Annotated in this window: 10 protein-coding genes and 6 pseudogenes; 7 read left to right on the forward strand and 9 right to left on the reverse strand. The window is 69.9% G+C overall.

What is annotated here, in order from left to right; genetic code table 11:
• Positions 1–16: 16 nt before the first annotated feature.
• Positions 17–421, reverse strand: a pseudogene (locus KI388_RS15415) (AI-2E family transporter); the annotation flags it as partial.
• A 574-nt stretch (positions 422–995) separates the two neighbouring features.
• On the opposite strand from KI388_RS15415, the pseudogene KI388_RS12685 reads away from it, so the two are divergent.
• The 4 pseudogenes from KI388_RS12685 to KI388_RS15420 form a co-directional block, all read left to right on the forward strand.
• Positions 996–2,149: pseudogene (locus tag KI388_RS12685) on the forward strand (aminotransferase class I/II-fold pyridoxal phosphate-dependent enzyme).
• Positions 2,149–2,437, forward strand: a pseudogene (locus KI388_RS12690) (hypothetical protein). The pseudogenes KI388_RS12685 and KI388_RS12690 overlap by 1 nt, the downstream one beginning before the upstream one ends.
• A gap of 111 nt (positions 2,438–2,548) precedes the next feature.
• Positions 2,549–2,919, forward strand: a pseudogene (locus KI388_RS12695) (translation initiation factor IF-5A).
• Between the two features lie 5 nt (positions 2,920–2,924).
• A pseudogene (locus tag KI388_RS15420) lies at positions 2,925–3,058 on the forward strand (agmatinase); the annotation flags it as partial.
• Between the two features lie 1,500 nt (positions 3,059–4,558).
• Here the strand turns inward: KI388_RS15420 and KI388_RS12700 are convergent.
• Together KI388_RS12700 and KI388_RS12705 are read right to left on the reverse strand one after the other, a co-directional pair.
• A complete protein-coding gene (locus tag KI388_RS12700; RefSeq protein WP_215086969.1) occupies positions 4,559–4,894 on the reverse strand; it encodes a rhodanese-like domain-containing protein in 336 nt (111 codons plus the stop codon).
• Between the two features lie 2 nt (positions 4,895–4,896).
• Entirely contained in the window at positions 4,897–5,148 is a 252-nt protein-coding gene (locus KI388_RS12705) for a sulfurtransferase TusA family protein (RefSeq protein WP_215086970.1), read from the reverse strand.
• A gap of 150 nt (positions 5,149–5,298) precedes the next feature.
• Between KI388_RS12705 and KI388_RS15425 the strand changes: the two genes are divergently transcribed.
• Both KI388_RS15425 and KI388_RS15430 read left to right on the forward strand, forming a co-directional pair.
• Entirely contained in the window at positions 5,299–5,886 is a 588-nt protein-coding gene (locus KI388_RS15425; protein WP_251133153.1) for a pyridoxal-phosphate dependent enzyme, read from the forward strand.
• A gap of 125 nt (positions 5,887–6,011) precedes the next feature.
• Positions 6,012–6,317, forward strand: coding sequence for a hypothetical protein (locus KI388_RS15430; protein ID WP_251133154.1), 306 nt, complete (start codon positions 6,012–6,014; stop codon positions 6,315–6,317).
• Between the two features lie 36 nt (positions 6,318–6,353).
• Here the strand turns inward: KI388_RS15430 and KI388_RS12715 are convergent, their stop codons facing one another.
• Complete coding sequence (locus KI388_RS12715; RefSeq protein ID WP_215086971.1) at positions 6,354–6,617, reverse strand: MoaD/ThiS family protein; 264 nt, start codon at positions 6,615–6,617, stop codon at positions 6,354–6,356.
• Between the two features lie 272 nt (positions 6,618–6,889).
• Here KI388_RS12715 and moeB point away from each other — a divergent pair, with 272 nt between their 5' ends.
• Complete coding sequence (gene moeB / locus KI388_RS12720; RefSeq protein ID WP_215086972.1) at positions 6,890–7,747, forward strand: molybdopterin-synthase adenylyltransferase MoeB; 858 nt, start codon at positions 6,890–6,892, stop codon at positions 7,745–7,747.
• A 638-nt stretch (positions 7,748–8,385) separates the two neighbouring features.
• Here moeB and KI388_RS12725 read toward each other — a convergent pair.
• The 5 genes and pseudogenes from KI388_RS12725 to KI388_RS15660 all read right to left on the reverse strand — a co-directional run.
• Complete coding sequence (locus KI388_RS12725) at positions 8,386–8,814, reverse strand: desampylase (RefSeq protein WP_215086973.1); 429 nt, start codon at positions 8,812–8,814, stop codon at positions 8,386–8,388.
• 231 nt (positions 8,815–9,045) lie between these two features.
• Positions 9,046–9,402, reverse strand: coding sequence for a DsrE family protein (locus KI388_RS12730; RefSeq protein ID WP_215086974.1), 357 nt, complete (start codon positions 9,400–9,402; stop codon positions 9,046–9,048).
• 161 nt (positions 9,403–9,563) lie between these two features.
• Positions 9,564–11,273 carry a hypothetical protein gene (locus KI388_RS12735; RefSeq protein ID WP_215086975.1) on the reverse strand — a complete coding sequence of 570 codons (1,710 nt, stop codon included), beginning with the start codon at positions 11,271–11,273 and terminating at the stop codon, positions 9,564–9,566.
• A gap of 91 nt (positions 11,274–11,364) precedes the next feature.
• Positions 11,365–11,676 carry a hypothetical protein gene (locus tag KI388_RS12740; RefSeq protein WP_215086976.1) on the reverse strand — a complete coding sequence of 104 codons (312 nt, stop codon included), beginning with the start codon at positions 11,674–11,676 and terminating at the stop codon, positions 11,365–11,367.
• Between the two features lie 43 nt (positions 11,677–11,719).
• Positions 11,720–11,809, reverse strand: a pseudogene (locus tag KI388_RS15660) (sulfite exporter TauE/SafE family protein); the annotation flags it as partial.
• Between the last annotated feature and the right edge of the window lie 21 nt (positions 11,810–11,830).

Genomic DNA, 11,830 nt, shown 5'->3' on the forward strand with positions numbered 1-11,830 from the left:
GCGCGGCCGCCGGGGTCGCCGCGCCCGCGACGGCGAGCGCGACTCCCCTGACCCACGTCTCGGCGGCCGCGGCGAACGGCGCGATCTCGACGACCGTCTCGAACCCGCCGACGCTGATCGGGACGAGGTCCGGGATCTGCTCGAGGATCGCGATCAGCTCCGACCGCCGTCGGTACAGCGCGTAGAGGAGCGGCGCCACGACGAGGGTGGCGCCGACGAACGCGACGGCGGTGGCGACGCCGCAGGCGATCCGGCGCGAGAGGCCGCGGCCGACGAGCCGCTGCCGGAGGGGGTAGAGCACGTACGCGACGGTGACCGCGAACACGACCGTCCGCAGCAGCACCTCCGCCAGCACGGCCGCCGCGAGCGTCGCCAGAGCGACGAGCAGCACGCCGAGCAGCCGTTGCCGGTTGAGAACCATGCCGTCGGCGTCGTAATCCCCGGCAAAAGTCGTTGCGGTGGTGGCGGCGACCGCTATCTGTTGTTTAAATATCTGCGGCAGGTGGCGACGATACTTATAAAGAACAATGCGGTGGCGCGTGCCGACGAGCGCCCGAAGGGCGCGAAGTCGCACGCGCGAGGGACGCGGTGAGTGAGGGGCGACCGGAGAGAGCCCCGAGCGAACCGCGAGGCTGGGGATGGATGAGGTGCTGTGCGGGGCGGGGTGGAACTCAAAGGGGCGGTCGCGAGGTCGCCGTAGGCGACGCAAGGACCGCAGGGAGCGAGCGACCGAGGACCACAGCGAGCGTACGGCGACCTCGCGACTGGGGCTTTGGAGGTGTCCGCCGAGGATCCACAGTCGACCACGTATAACCGAGCGACTGGGGCTTTGGAAGCGTTCACCGCCGAACCGCCGACAACCGATTATAAATAAGCGGCTGGGACTTCGGAAGCGTCCCTCGTCGAATCGTCGGAGTCCTAAACACGGAACACACTCGCCCTCGACAACCACCGGCAACCACAGCACCTAACCTCGCGGCCGCCCGAACGCGGGTATGCGCATCGACCCGTTCGGCCTCGAACGCTGGTTCGCGGAGCACGAGCACGAGGCCGACATCATGCTGGCCGAAAGCGGGATCCGGTCGCTCGACGCGGGCCGGTTCGACCTCGACCCGGGGAAGCTCGGCTACGTCATCCGACCGACGGCGACCCCGAGTTCCGGGCGTCCGTCGGTGACCGCTACGACCGGTCCGCCGACGAGGTGCTCTTCACCTGCGGCACGCAGGAGGCGAACTTCCTGACGTTCCTCTCGCTACTTGGCGACGAGGGGCCCGTCGGCGGAAACGGTGAGACGGCCGGCGTCGGCTCCGGCACCCACGCGGTCGTCGTCACCCCCACCTACCAGGCGCTCCACGCCGTGCCGGACGCGTTCGGGGACGTGACCCGCGTCGAACTGGAGCCGCCCGAGTGGGAACTGGACCCCGACGCCGTCGCGGACGCCGCCCGCGACGACACCGCCGTCATCGTCGTCAACAACCCGAACAACCCCACCGGGCAGTACCACGACGAGGCGGCGATGCGGGCGGTGTACGACGTCGCCGTCGACCGCGACGCCTACCTGCTCTGCGACGAGGTGTACCGCCTGCTGGCCGCGGAGCCGCAGCCGCCGGTCGCGAGCTACGGGGCGCACGGCATCTCGACGACGAGCCTCACGAAGGCGTACGGGCTGGCCGGCCTCCGGTTCGGCTGGATCGCTGGGCCGGAGCCGGTCGTCGAGCGCGCGTGGCGCTGGAAGGACTACACCACCATCTCCCCGAGCCTGTTCGGCCAGCACGTCGCGAAGCAGGCGCTCGGCCGGCGCGAGGACCGGATCCTGTCGGAGAACCGCGAACTGGCGGCCGCCCACCGCGACCGCGTCGCGGACTGGGTCGACGCACACGACCTCGACTGGCTCGACCCCGTCGGCGTCAACGCGTTCGTGACGGTCCCCGACGGCTTCGCGGACGCGGAGGAGTTCTGCCGGACGGTCGTCGAGGAGGCGAGCGTCGTCCTCGCGCCCGGCGGTCTGTTCGGCTTCCCGGGCCGCTTCCGGATCGGATTCGGTCTCCCGACCGAGGAACTGGAAGACGGTCTCGACCGGGTGAGCCGCGTGATCGAGGAGCACGCCGCGGCGTCCGACTCGGCCGCGACGACCGGAGGTGACGCCTGATGGGGTTCTTCGGCGACCTCAAAGAGGACGTGGTCGAGTTCGTCCGCAACCCGACCGACGAGCAGAAGATCCTGGTGGCCGCGGCGCTCTCTATCGCCGTCGCGGACCGCTTCTTCTACGCCATCGACTTCCCGTTCGTCGTGCGGACGGACGACGGCCGCGGTCGGCGTCGGCTTCATCGTCATGTTCGTCGTCAGCTACCTGTACACGGGCCAGCTCGTCCCGCCGGACGGGAACGTCGACGAGGACGAAGAGCGGGAGGAGTACGTCGACGAACTGGACCCCTAACCGCCGCAGACGCCGTCCGACGAGTTCACGGCCGCCGCGACCGCCGACCCGTGAGCGCCCGTCCGACGGCGTTCCAAACCGTTTATACACGCGCCGCGGGAAATACCGCTTATGCCGCGAGAGCAGAAGCAGGTTCGCGAACAGGAGGGCAGCTACGTGATGGACGACGCGCCCTGTAAGATCAATCACTACAGCACCGCCAAACCCGGCAAACACGGCAGCGCCAAGGCTCGCGTCGAGGGCAAGGCGTCTTCGACGACAAGAAGCGCTCGCTCTCGCAACCGGTCGACGCGAAGGTGTGGGTCCCGATCATCCAGCGGAAGCAGGGACAGGTCGTCAACGTCAGCGGCGACGAGGTCCAGGTGATGGATCTGGACACCTACGACACCTTCACGATGCGGATCCCCGAGGGCGAGGACTTCGCCTCGGACGACAACATCGAGTACCTCGACTACGAGGGCCAACGGAAGATCATCGGGTAGTCGGTATGTTCCCCGGAGCGACGACCGACCGCGAAGCTGCTTCCTACGTGTCGTCGGCGCTCCGCTCGACGCCACGACCACTTTCCAGCCGGGCACCCGGTTTCGGACCGGACCGGTCCGGCGCTTTTCAGAGAGCTACGTCACCGCTGTGTTCGCCGCGCACTTCGGTCGCCCCGTCGAACCGGATCGGGCCGACGACGTCTTTGTATTGACCGCTGTACGACGCCGGTAGCGGCTCGCCCTCCGCGGAGCGGGGCTGTTCGAGTTCGACCTCCCAGCCGTCGGCGGAGACGTTAAGCAGGTATCCACTCCCCGCTTCGAGCGTCGTGGTCCCTGCTCCGTCGAACGATCCACTAGCGAAGACGACGACGGCGTTCGTCTGTCCGCCGAGGACGCTAGCGCTGAAGTCACCCTGACCGGAGTGGGTCGCCCGCGCGATCGTCAGCCCGCTTCGAGGGGGACCGCTTCGCGAGTAGCGTCCCCGCGCCCGGCAAACGACTGCGTCTCGGGCGCGACGAGAACGACGCTGTAGTTCCACTCCGTCTCACCGATTCGGAACTGAACGGTCCCCGATCGGCTGAGCGGGACGGCCGTCGATTCCCACGTCGCCGTCTCACCGCCCGGTACCTCGACTCGTACCTCCTCGATTTCCGTCCACTGTTCGGAACCCTCGAAGCGAGCCTCTAACGTCCCCGTGAAGGCACCGTCCTCTCCACCCGTTCTCCACCCTGACCGTACTGGTGTGCTCTTCACCGATCCTGACTGGTGTGCTCTTCACCGATCCTGACTTCGTCAGGATGATCGACCGAGGCGATCTCGTAGGACGCCGGTCCGGTCGGTTCCTCGTTATCGTCGTCCCCCGTGGTCTCCTCACCGCCGGAACCCGACTCGGAGGTCGCGTCCGTGGAGTTGTCACTTCCTTGATCATCGTCCGGATCGGCGCCGCTACCGCCACTCCCACAGCCCGCAAGTGACGCTGTCAGTCCGACGCCGGCAGCGCTCAGTAGTCGGCGTCGGCGGAGTATCCGGCTTTCACTACCTGAATCGGATCGCTCTGAATCCACGCTATCTAGACCGTTCGATAACTGATAATTGTTTGGACGGGAGACGGGTCTGAATTCTCAGCTGCTCGTTCATGACAGATTGGGGAGTTATCGGAGGTAACTGCCTCCGAAGCCCCAGTCGCTCGGTTATACGTGACTGCTGTCGGGGACAACACATCCAAAGCCCCGGCCGGAAGGCGGGCGCACGCTCGCTGTGCTCCTCAGTCGCTCGCGCTGCTCGCTCCCTCGTTGCGGTGTCGCCGGCGGCTTCGCCGACGACTTTCCGTGGCGCGTAGCGCCACGCTACTTACGTCGTCATCAGAACGCTCTGCGTTCTGATTGGCTCACGAGAGCTTCGCTCTCGTGAACGCCTGCGCCCGCCTCGCGGCTGCCCATTTAACTCCCGCCCCGCACAGCACCTCAGGCCCCCCAGCCTCGTCGCTCGCGCTTTACAGCGCTCGCGACTCCCTCGCGCGTGCTGTCTCGCGCCCTTCGGGCGCTCGCAGGCACGCGCCACCGCCGTGTCCACTACTGAATCAGCGTCGACGGCGTGTGGACGAGAAGCCACTCAAAAAGGAGGAAACCAAACCGCCCGCTCAGGCGTCGGTCGGCGCGCCGGTCTCTAATTCGAACGTCCACTCCTGGTAGCCGCCGGCCATGCTCGCGACGACCACGTCGTCCTCGACGCCCTCGTAGCTGCTGATCAGCATCGCGGCCTGCTTCGAGGACTCCCCGACGGGACAGGCGCAGACGACGTCGGTGTCGTCCCAGTCGATGTCGGGGACGCGCGAGGGGAGGTCGCCCAGCGGGACGTTGATCGAGCCGGGGATGTGGCCCTGCTCGTACTGTTCGGGCGGCCGGGTGTCGACGACCCGGACGTCACCGTTCTGGACGCGCTCGTTGACTTCCTCGGGGGTGAGTTCCTCGACCATGGTTACTCCTTCCGCAGGGAGGTGCGGTAGCCGTCGCCCGACTCCCACACCTTCGCGGTCGCGTCGTCGCCGACCGCCTTCGGGACGTTCTCGCTGCTGGGGATGTGGTCCGTCTTCCGGACCAGCACGTCGCCGGGCGCGAGCCCCGCGATGGCCTTCTTCGCCTCGACCTGCGGGTACGGACAGACCTCGGCGGTCCCGTCGTCGAGTTCGTCGGGCGCCTCGACGACGTCGTCCCACGAGAGTTCACTCATGGACCCGGATACGTCCCTCCTCGGTGAACCCCTTTCGTGACCGGCAGGCTTCTCCCGTATCTCGGACGGGGGTTCGCCGCGCACGACCGCGACGAGGCTCGAAACCGCCGTTTTCGTCGGACTCTTATCCGGGAGCGGCGAACGGGAGGTATGGCCGGACACGCCGTCGACGAGTCGACCATCTTCGAGACGCCGCTGCTCGAACTCGACCTCGACTTAGAGAGCGACGCCGCGGTGTACGCGAAGGCGGAGTGGTTCAACCTCTACGAGGCGCCCCACGGCGGCGGCTCGATCAAGTCGCGGATCGCGAAGGGGATGCTCGACGGCGCGGAGGAACGGGGCGACCTCGAACCCGGCGTGACCGTGATCGAACCCACCTCGGGCAACACGGGCAGCGAGGTCGCGCGGCTGGCGAGCGCACGCGGTTACGACGTCGAAATCGTCATGCCCGACAACGCCGCGGGCGGGAAGGTCGAGGCCGTCCGCGACGCCGGCGCCGAGATCCACTTCGTCGACGCCGACCTCGGCTACGACGCCGTCATCGAGCGCTGCGAGGAGATCGTCGCCGCGGACCCCGACGCCTACTACCGCCCGAACCAGTACGAGAACCCGGACAACCCCGGGACCCACGAGCGGACGACGGCACGCGAGATCCACGAGGCCACCGACGGCGAGGTGACCCACTTCCTCGCCGGCGCCGGGACGGGCGGGACGGTCACCGGGACCGGCGGGGGCTGACCGACCTGAGCGACGGGGCCGTCGAGGTCGTCGGCTTCGAGCCGGAAGCGCCGCTCCACGCCATCGACGGCCTGAAACACCTCCGCACGGGCGACCACTACCACCCGGAGACGTACGACGAGTCGGTGCTCGACCGGAAGCTGTACGTCTCGACCGACGACGCCTACGACCGCGCCCGCGCCCTGCGTGAGCGGTACGCCAATGACCCAATCCCGATCGCCGATGCCGGCCAGCACGACGCGGAGACGGTCCGCGGCCACCTGCGCGTCGACGGACAGTTCGTCGTGGGGACCTCGGCGGGCGCGGGCGCGGCCGCCGTCGCCGCCCTCGACGAGGCGGGCGACCTCGGGGACGACGACGCCGTCGTGTTCATGCTGTGCGACCGCGGCGACAAGTACGCGGACATCCCGCTATGGGAGGAGTACCTCTAAGCACCGAAAGAGAGCCGGCTAAAAGCGTCCGCCGAGCTACCGACCGCCGCTGGCCGCGGGGATGACCCGCACCTGCGCGTCGTCCGGGACCTCCGCGTCGAGTCCGTCGACCGGGGTGCCGTCCACGTAGACGTTGATGAACTCCTTGATCTCGCCGTCCTCGATCACGCTGTCGCGAAGCTCGTCGCCGTGTTCCGCGGCGTGGTTGTCGAGCAGTTCCGCCACCGTCTCGCCGGCGACCTCGACCGTCGAGGTCGCCGACCCGCCGACCAGCGCGGCCGGAAGCTTGATCGTCGCCATACCGCCGGTTCGACGCTCACCCTCAAAAGGGGCGTGTCGACGGCAACGTCGACCCCGGTCTGACACGGCCCACGGCCGGGTCCGCGCGGGCCGCCGCGACTCCGACGGCCGTCCGAGCGCTCGACGGCGGTGACGGCGACGGGCGCGGGGAGTCCGCCGCGACGGCGAGGGCCCGTGGGCCGCCTGTGCGTCCCCGACGCACCTCTGAGGTGGCGGCAGCACCCACCGGTGGACGGCCGGCTTAACCGTCCGGGGACGCTACGTGCGGCCGAATGAGCGATCTCGACCTCGATCCGACGCAGCTCGACCGCTACTCCAGACACATCATCCTCGACGACGTCGGGCCGGAGGGGCAGAAGGACCTGCTGGACGCCGAGGTGCTGGTCCTCGGCGCCGGCGGGCTCGGCGCGCCGATCATCCAGTACCTCGCCGCGGCGGGCGTCGGCACGCTCGGCGTCGCTGACGACGACGAGGTCGAGCTGTCGAACCTCCAGCGGCAGGTCATCCACGGCGACGACGACGTGGGCCGGAAGAAGGTCGACTCGGCCGCGGAGTTCGTCGCGGACCTCAACCCCGACGTGGACGTCGAGCGCCACGAGCTCCGCGTCACCCCGGACAACATCGAGGAGCTCATCGACGGCTACGACTTCGTCGTCGACGGCACGGACAACTTCGAGACGCGCTACCTCGTCAACGACGCCTGCACACTCGCCGGGATCCCCTTCTCGCACGGCTCTATCTTCCGGTTCGAGGGGCAGGTGACGACGTTCGCGGGCGACGACGACTCGCCGTGTTACCGCTGTCTGTTCCCGGAGGCGCCGCCGGCCGGCATGGTCCCGAACTGCGCGACCGCCGGCGTGCTGGGCGTCCTCCCCGGAACCGTCGGCTGCCTTCAGGCGACCGAGACGGTCAAACACCTCATGGGCAAAGGCGAGTCGCTCGACGGTTCGATGCTGTTCTTCGACGCGCTCGACATGGAGTTCGACAAAGTCGAGATCCCCAAACAGGACGACTGCCCCGTCTGCGGCGACGACCCCGCCATCGAGTCGGTCCACGACGTCGAGTACACTGCCTCCTGCGCCATCGACGCCGGCGGCGACGCGGAACCGGAGATCGAAGCGACCGACTGAGGCCGAACCTCGGAGCGGCTCCCCTTGTCGTCGTGAGCGCTGACCGTAGTACCTATTTAAATAACGATCGGGTTGGGGCAGTAGCATATAAACAAACGACGCGGAGGCGCGTGCCTGCGAGGCCGCCCCGCGGCCGAGCCGCGAGGGACCGAAGGTCCCTCTGGAAGCCGGCGCGAAGCGCCGGCGACAGCACGCGCGAGGGAGTCGGTCGCCCGAAGCGGAGCGAGGGCGACCGACGAGACTGGGGAGGCGTGAGGTGCGGTCCCGCGAACGACCGGAGGGAGCGAGCGGGAGAACGGAAGCCGCAGCCCGCGCAGCGAAGCGAGCAGGAACGTCTTCCGGCGGTTGCGGTGCTGTGTGGGGTGGGACTCAAAGGGGCAGTCGCCGGCGGCTTCGCCGCCGGCTGTCACCGGGCGAAGCCCGGTTGCCAGAGGGACGGAGTCCCTCGCTGCCCGTGGCGCGTAGCGCCACGCTGCCGTGAGGGCGGCGCAGTCGACGCAAGCACCGCAAGGAGTGAGCGGACCGAACGACCGAGGAGCACAGCGAGCGTGCGCCGCCCTCACGGCTGGGGCTTTGATTGTGTTCGGCGCCGACCCGGTGTCAGCGATTTACGAGTCGATCCGTCACTCGAACCCGCCCTATCGTTCGCTCCGCACCGACACCGTCTCCTGCTCGAACTCGTCCGCGTCGTCGCGCCAGCGCCACGAGCCGACGAACGGGTAGCCGTCGAGCGCGCAGATCACGTACGAGCGGTCCGGCCACGTCGCCCGGGCCGCGTCCGTCTCGCTCGGGTTCGTCGGGCCGGTCGGGTGCGAGTGGTAGAAGCCGACGACGTCGAGGCCCGCGTCTTCGACGCTCTCGATCAGCTCGAGCTGCTCTTCGGGGTCGATCAGGTAGCGGATCTCCGGCGTCTCCGCGACGTTCTCCGCCGCGTACGTCTCCGTGACGACGCTCGGGTCGCCGTCGGTGCCGTGCTCGCCGGCGAGCACGCCGCAGATCTCCGTCTCGCCGCCCTCGTACGCCCGGTACACGACCTCGTCGTACGCCGCCCGCGTGAGTTCGATCATACCCGAGGATGGCCCGACGCCCGGATAAGTCCGTTCCGAGCGGCAAGGGGTGACGGGGGTCTAGCCTGACGGGGATCTGGAGAACCGGCGGTCGCCGGGAGCGCGGAGTGCGCGAAAGGAATCGGGGGGTGCGGTCAGCGGGAGCGACGCCGCCGCCGAGTCGGCGTCTCCCGGCTCGGACGTCGGGAGCCGGGCGAGCCGGCGGTCCGTCCGGCGAGCGGGCCGGACCGTCTAGAACGTGATGATCTCGTAGTCGTCGTCGACGAGCGAGCGGACGCTGGGGTGGCCGTCGTACTCGTCGAGCGTGGCGAGTCCCGAGTCCGCGACGGCGTCCTCGACGCCGAACGCGCCGGAACAGTAGTCACAGACCGCGGCGTCGTCTCGGACGGCCTGGTAGAGCTCGTGGTAGTCGCTCTCCTCGTCTTCCAGCTCCGGGATCCACTGCGTCCCGGCGCCGTCGAAGATGAGCTCCAGCTCGTCGTCGTCGTTCTCCGCGAACTCCTTGGCGGCCTCCAGCGCGTTTGCGAGGCGACCGTAGTCGGCGTGCGACTCGTTGCCGGCGAGAATCACGATTGCTGCCTTCGCCATCGTGACTGTTCGTAACGATCACTCGTACAAAACCCGCCCGCGGCTGTGTGTCCGGCGCGCCATCTCGACACGTGATGACGTGTCGCGACCTCGGAGCGCGTCGGAGGCGCCAGAGCGCCGCCACCGCTCGCGACTCGCCACCCCTCACCACTCGCCGGTTCTCACGACCCGCCAACCGCGTTCCGGACGGCGCGCTGTGCTCGATAGAGCGTGTACGCGACGGAGAGGCCGACGAGGGCGACGACCGCGCCGGCGGCGGCGAGCTCCGGACCGGACGCCGGGGGCTGTAGATCATCGCCGGACCCGCAGTTCCCGCAGCCGTCCTCGCCGCAGTTCCCGCAGCCGGGGAGGTCGTCGTCGGCCTCGTCGGCCGGCGCGCCCTCGTTTCGGGAGGCCGACGCGGTGAGGTCCGCCTCCGCGCTCACGGCCACGCTCCGGGCGTCCGACGGCTCCGGCTCTTCGGTTACAGCGGGGTCAGCGCGGGTCTCCGCCGACGCCCCGTCGGCCTCGTCGGTCACGGCGGTCGGCTCGGGAGCCGCGTCGGCTGATCGGGCGGGCGCGTCGAGCGGCTCCTCGGACGCGGGGGTCGCTCCGTCCGCCTCGTCAAACAGGTGCGGCGCGTGCGACCGGAGCGCGTCCAGTCCCGCCTCGATCTCGTCGCGGTCCTGATGGCCGACCGCGAACGCGGACAGGTCCTCGACCATCGAGCGCGCGCGCTCGGACCGCTCCGTCTCGACGTAGCAGCGGGCGGCGTCGAACATCGCCCGCCCGAGCCAGTGAGCGAAGACCGGGTTGTCGTACCGCTCTTCGAGGGCTTCGAGGCGTTCGAGCTTCGCCTCCCCCGCCTCCGCGTCGCCGTCGAAGAACGACGCCCGCGCCGAGAAGAACGTCGCGACCGCCGCCCACGTCGCGCTCGACGGCGTCGAGAGCCGCTCGTGGAGGTCGGCCGTCTCGCCGGCCCAGTGTTCGACCCGGCCGACGTCGGCCGCCTCGAAGCCGGCGCGCGCGGCGTTCGCCGTCGCGACCGGGAGCCACCGGACGATCGCCTCCTCCTGTGCCGGGTACCGGTCGGCGAGCGCTTCGATCCGACCGATCCGGTCCTCGATCGCCTCCACGTCCGTCCGCTTGGCGTCGGCGTTCGTCCGCCCGGCGAGGGCGCCCGCGAGCCCGGCGGCCACCTCCCCGTCCGGATGCGCCCGGAACAGCTCCTCGGCGCGGGCGACGCGGTCGCCTCGGGCGTCGGTTCCGGCGGGCGCGTCGGCCCCGTCGGTCGCGTCGTCGCGGCCGAAGGGGACGCCGTCCGACCCCCCGACGTCCCCGTCCGCGCCGAGGTACAGTTCCGCGTGAGCGTACGCCCGCAACAGCGAGGCGGCGACGTCCGGCTCGGAGTGCGCGTCGTACACCGCTTCGAGCCGGTCCAGCAGCGGCTCGATACGGTCGCGACGGTCGCCCTTCCCGTTCGCGTGGATCGTCTCGGCGGTCGCCCGGGCCAGCGGGGCCGCGATCGCCGGCTCGGCGCGCCGGTCGTACAGGTCCTCGATCCGGCCCCTGTACGCCTCGATCCGGTCGGGATCGATCGCGGTCGCGTAGAGGTCGTCGCGGTCCCGCACGCTCGTCGCGTTCGCGAGGGCGTTCGCGAGGTGGACGTCGACGTCGCCGGCTCCGCCTCGGCCGCGCAGTCGGTCCAGTCGCGCGATCATCTCGGCCTCGGCGTCGAACTCGCCGCGCTCGCCGTAGGCGTCGGCGAGCGCGACAAGGGCGTCGGTCAGCCGTGCGCGGTCGTCCGCGTCCCGCTCGGCCGGTGCCGTCGCGTCGATCGCTTCGACGCACCGTTCGAGCTCCCCGACCGACCGCGTGTCACGAGATACCATCTGTGTCGGTTCGTGGTTGGGGCGAACCGACGTAAACGCTCGGCTTCGCGCGCGGCGCTGCGGCGCTCGGACGAGGGGGCGGCGGTCCCGCTCAGTGCTGGCGCCCGTGGTCGTGGCCGTCGCCGCGGGAGAACTGCCCGGAGAGGGCGCGGTCGACGACCTCCGAGCGCGCGAGATAGAGGCACTCGCCGCGAGCGGGCCGGACTTCCGCGACCCGTAGGGGAGCCGGGTTCAGGTCGCCGCGTACGGTGACGTTCAGTTCACGGAGGCGGACCGCGTTCGCGAGGGGATGGACCTGTCCGGCCTCGGGGAGTCGGCGGCCGCGCTCGCGGAACTCGCGGAGGAGGGCATGGCGCCCGACGAGCGAGAGGTCGACGACGAGGGAGGGACCGCCGACGAGCAAGGAGACGCGGCCCCCAGACGCCGGGCGTGGTCGCGAGGACGGCCGTCCCGCCGACGAGGGCGCCCGGGATAGACCGGACGACCGCGTACCAGACCGGCGTCGCGACCAGCGCGTGGACGGCGGCGCCGGGGGCGTCCGGCGCTTGCCCCCGCAC

Origin of the sequence: Halorubrum sp. 2020YC2 (genome assembly GCF_018623055.1) — an archaeon.
Lineage (GTDB): Archaea > Halobacteriota > Halobacteria > Halobacteriales > Haloferacaceae > Halorubrum.

Bases quoted from the DNA above. Each gene is read 5' to 3' on its own strand.
- KI388_RS12700 (WP_215086969.1), bottom strand. From the start codon at position 4,894: ATGGTCGAGGAACTCACCCCCGAGGAAGTCAACGAGCGCGTCCAGAAC.
- KI388_RS12705 (WP_215086970.1), bottom strand. From the start codon at position 5,148: ATGAGTGAACTCTCGTGGGACGACGTCGTCGAGGCGCCCGACGAACTC.
- KI388_RS12725 (WP_215086973.1), bottom strand. From the start codon at position 8,814: ATGATCGAACTCACGCGGGCGGCGTACGACGAGGTCGTGTACCGGGCG.
- moeB (WP_215086972.1), top strand. From the start codon at position 6,890: ATGAGCGATCTCGACCTCGATCCGACGCAGCTCGACCGCTACTCCAGA.
- KI388_RS12735 (WP_215086975.1), bottom strand. From the start codon at position 11,273: ATGGTATCTCGTGACACGCGGTCGGTCGGGGAGCTCGAACGGTGCGTC.
- KI388_RS12730 (WP_215086974.1), bottom strand. From the start codon at position 9,402: ATGGCGAAGGCAGCAATCGTGATTCTCGCCGGCAACGAGTCGCACGCC.
- KI388_RS12715 (WP_215086971.1), bottom strand. From the start codon at position 6,617: ATGGCGACGATCAAGCTTCCGGCCGCGCTGGTCGGCGGGTCGGCGACC.
- KI388_RS15425 (WP_251133153.1), top strand. From the start codon at position 5,299: ATGGCCGGACACGCCGTCGACGAGTCGACCATCTTCGAGACGCCGCTG.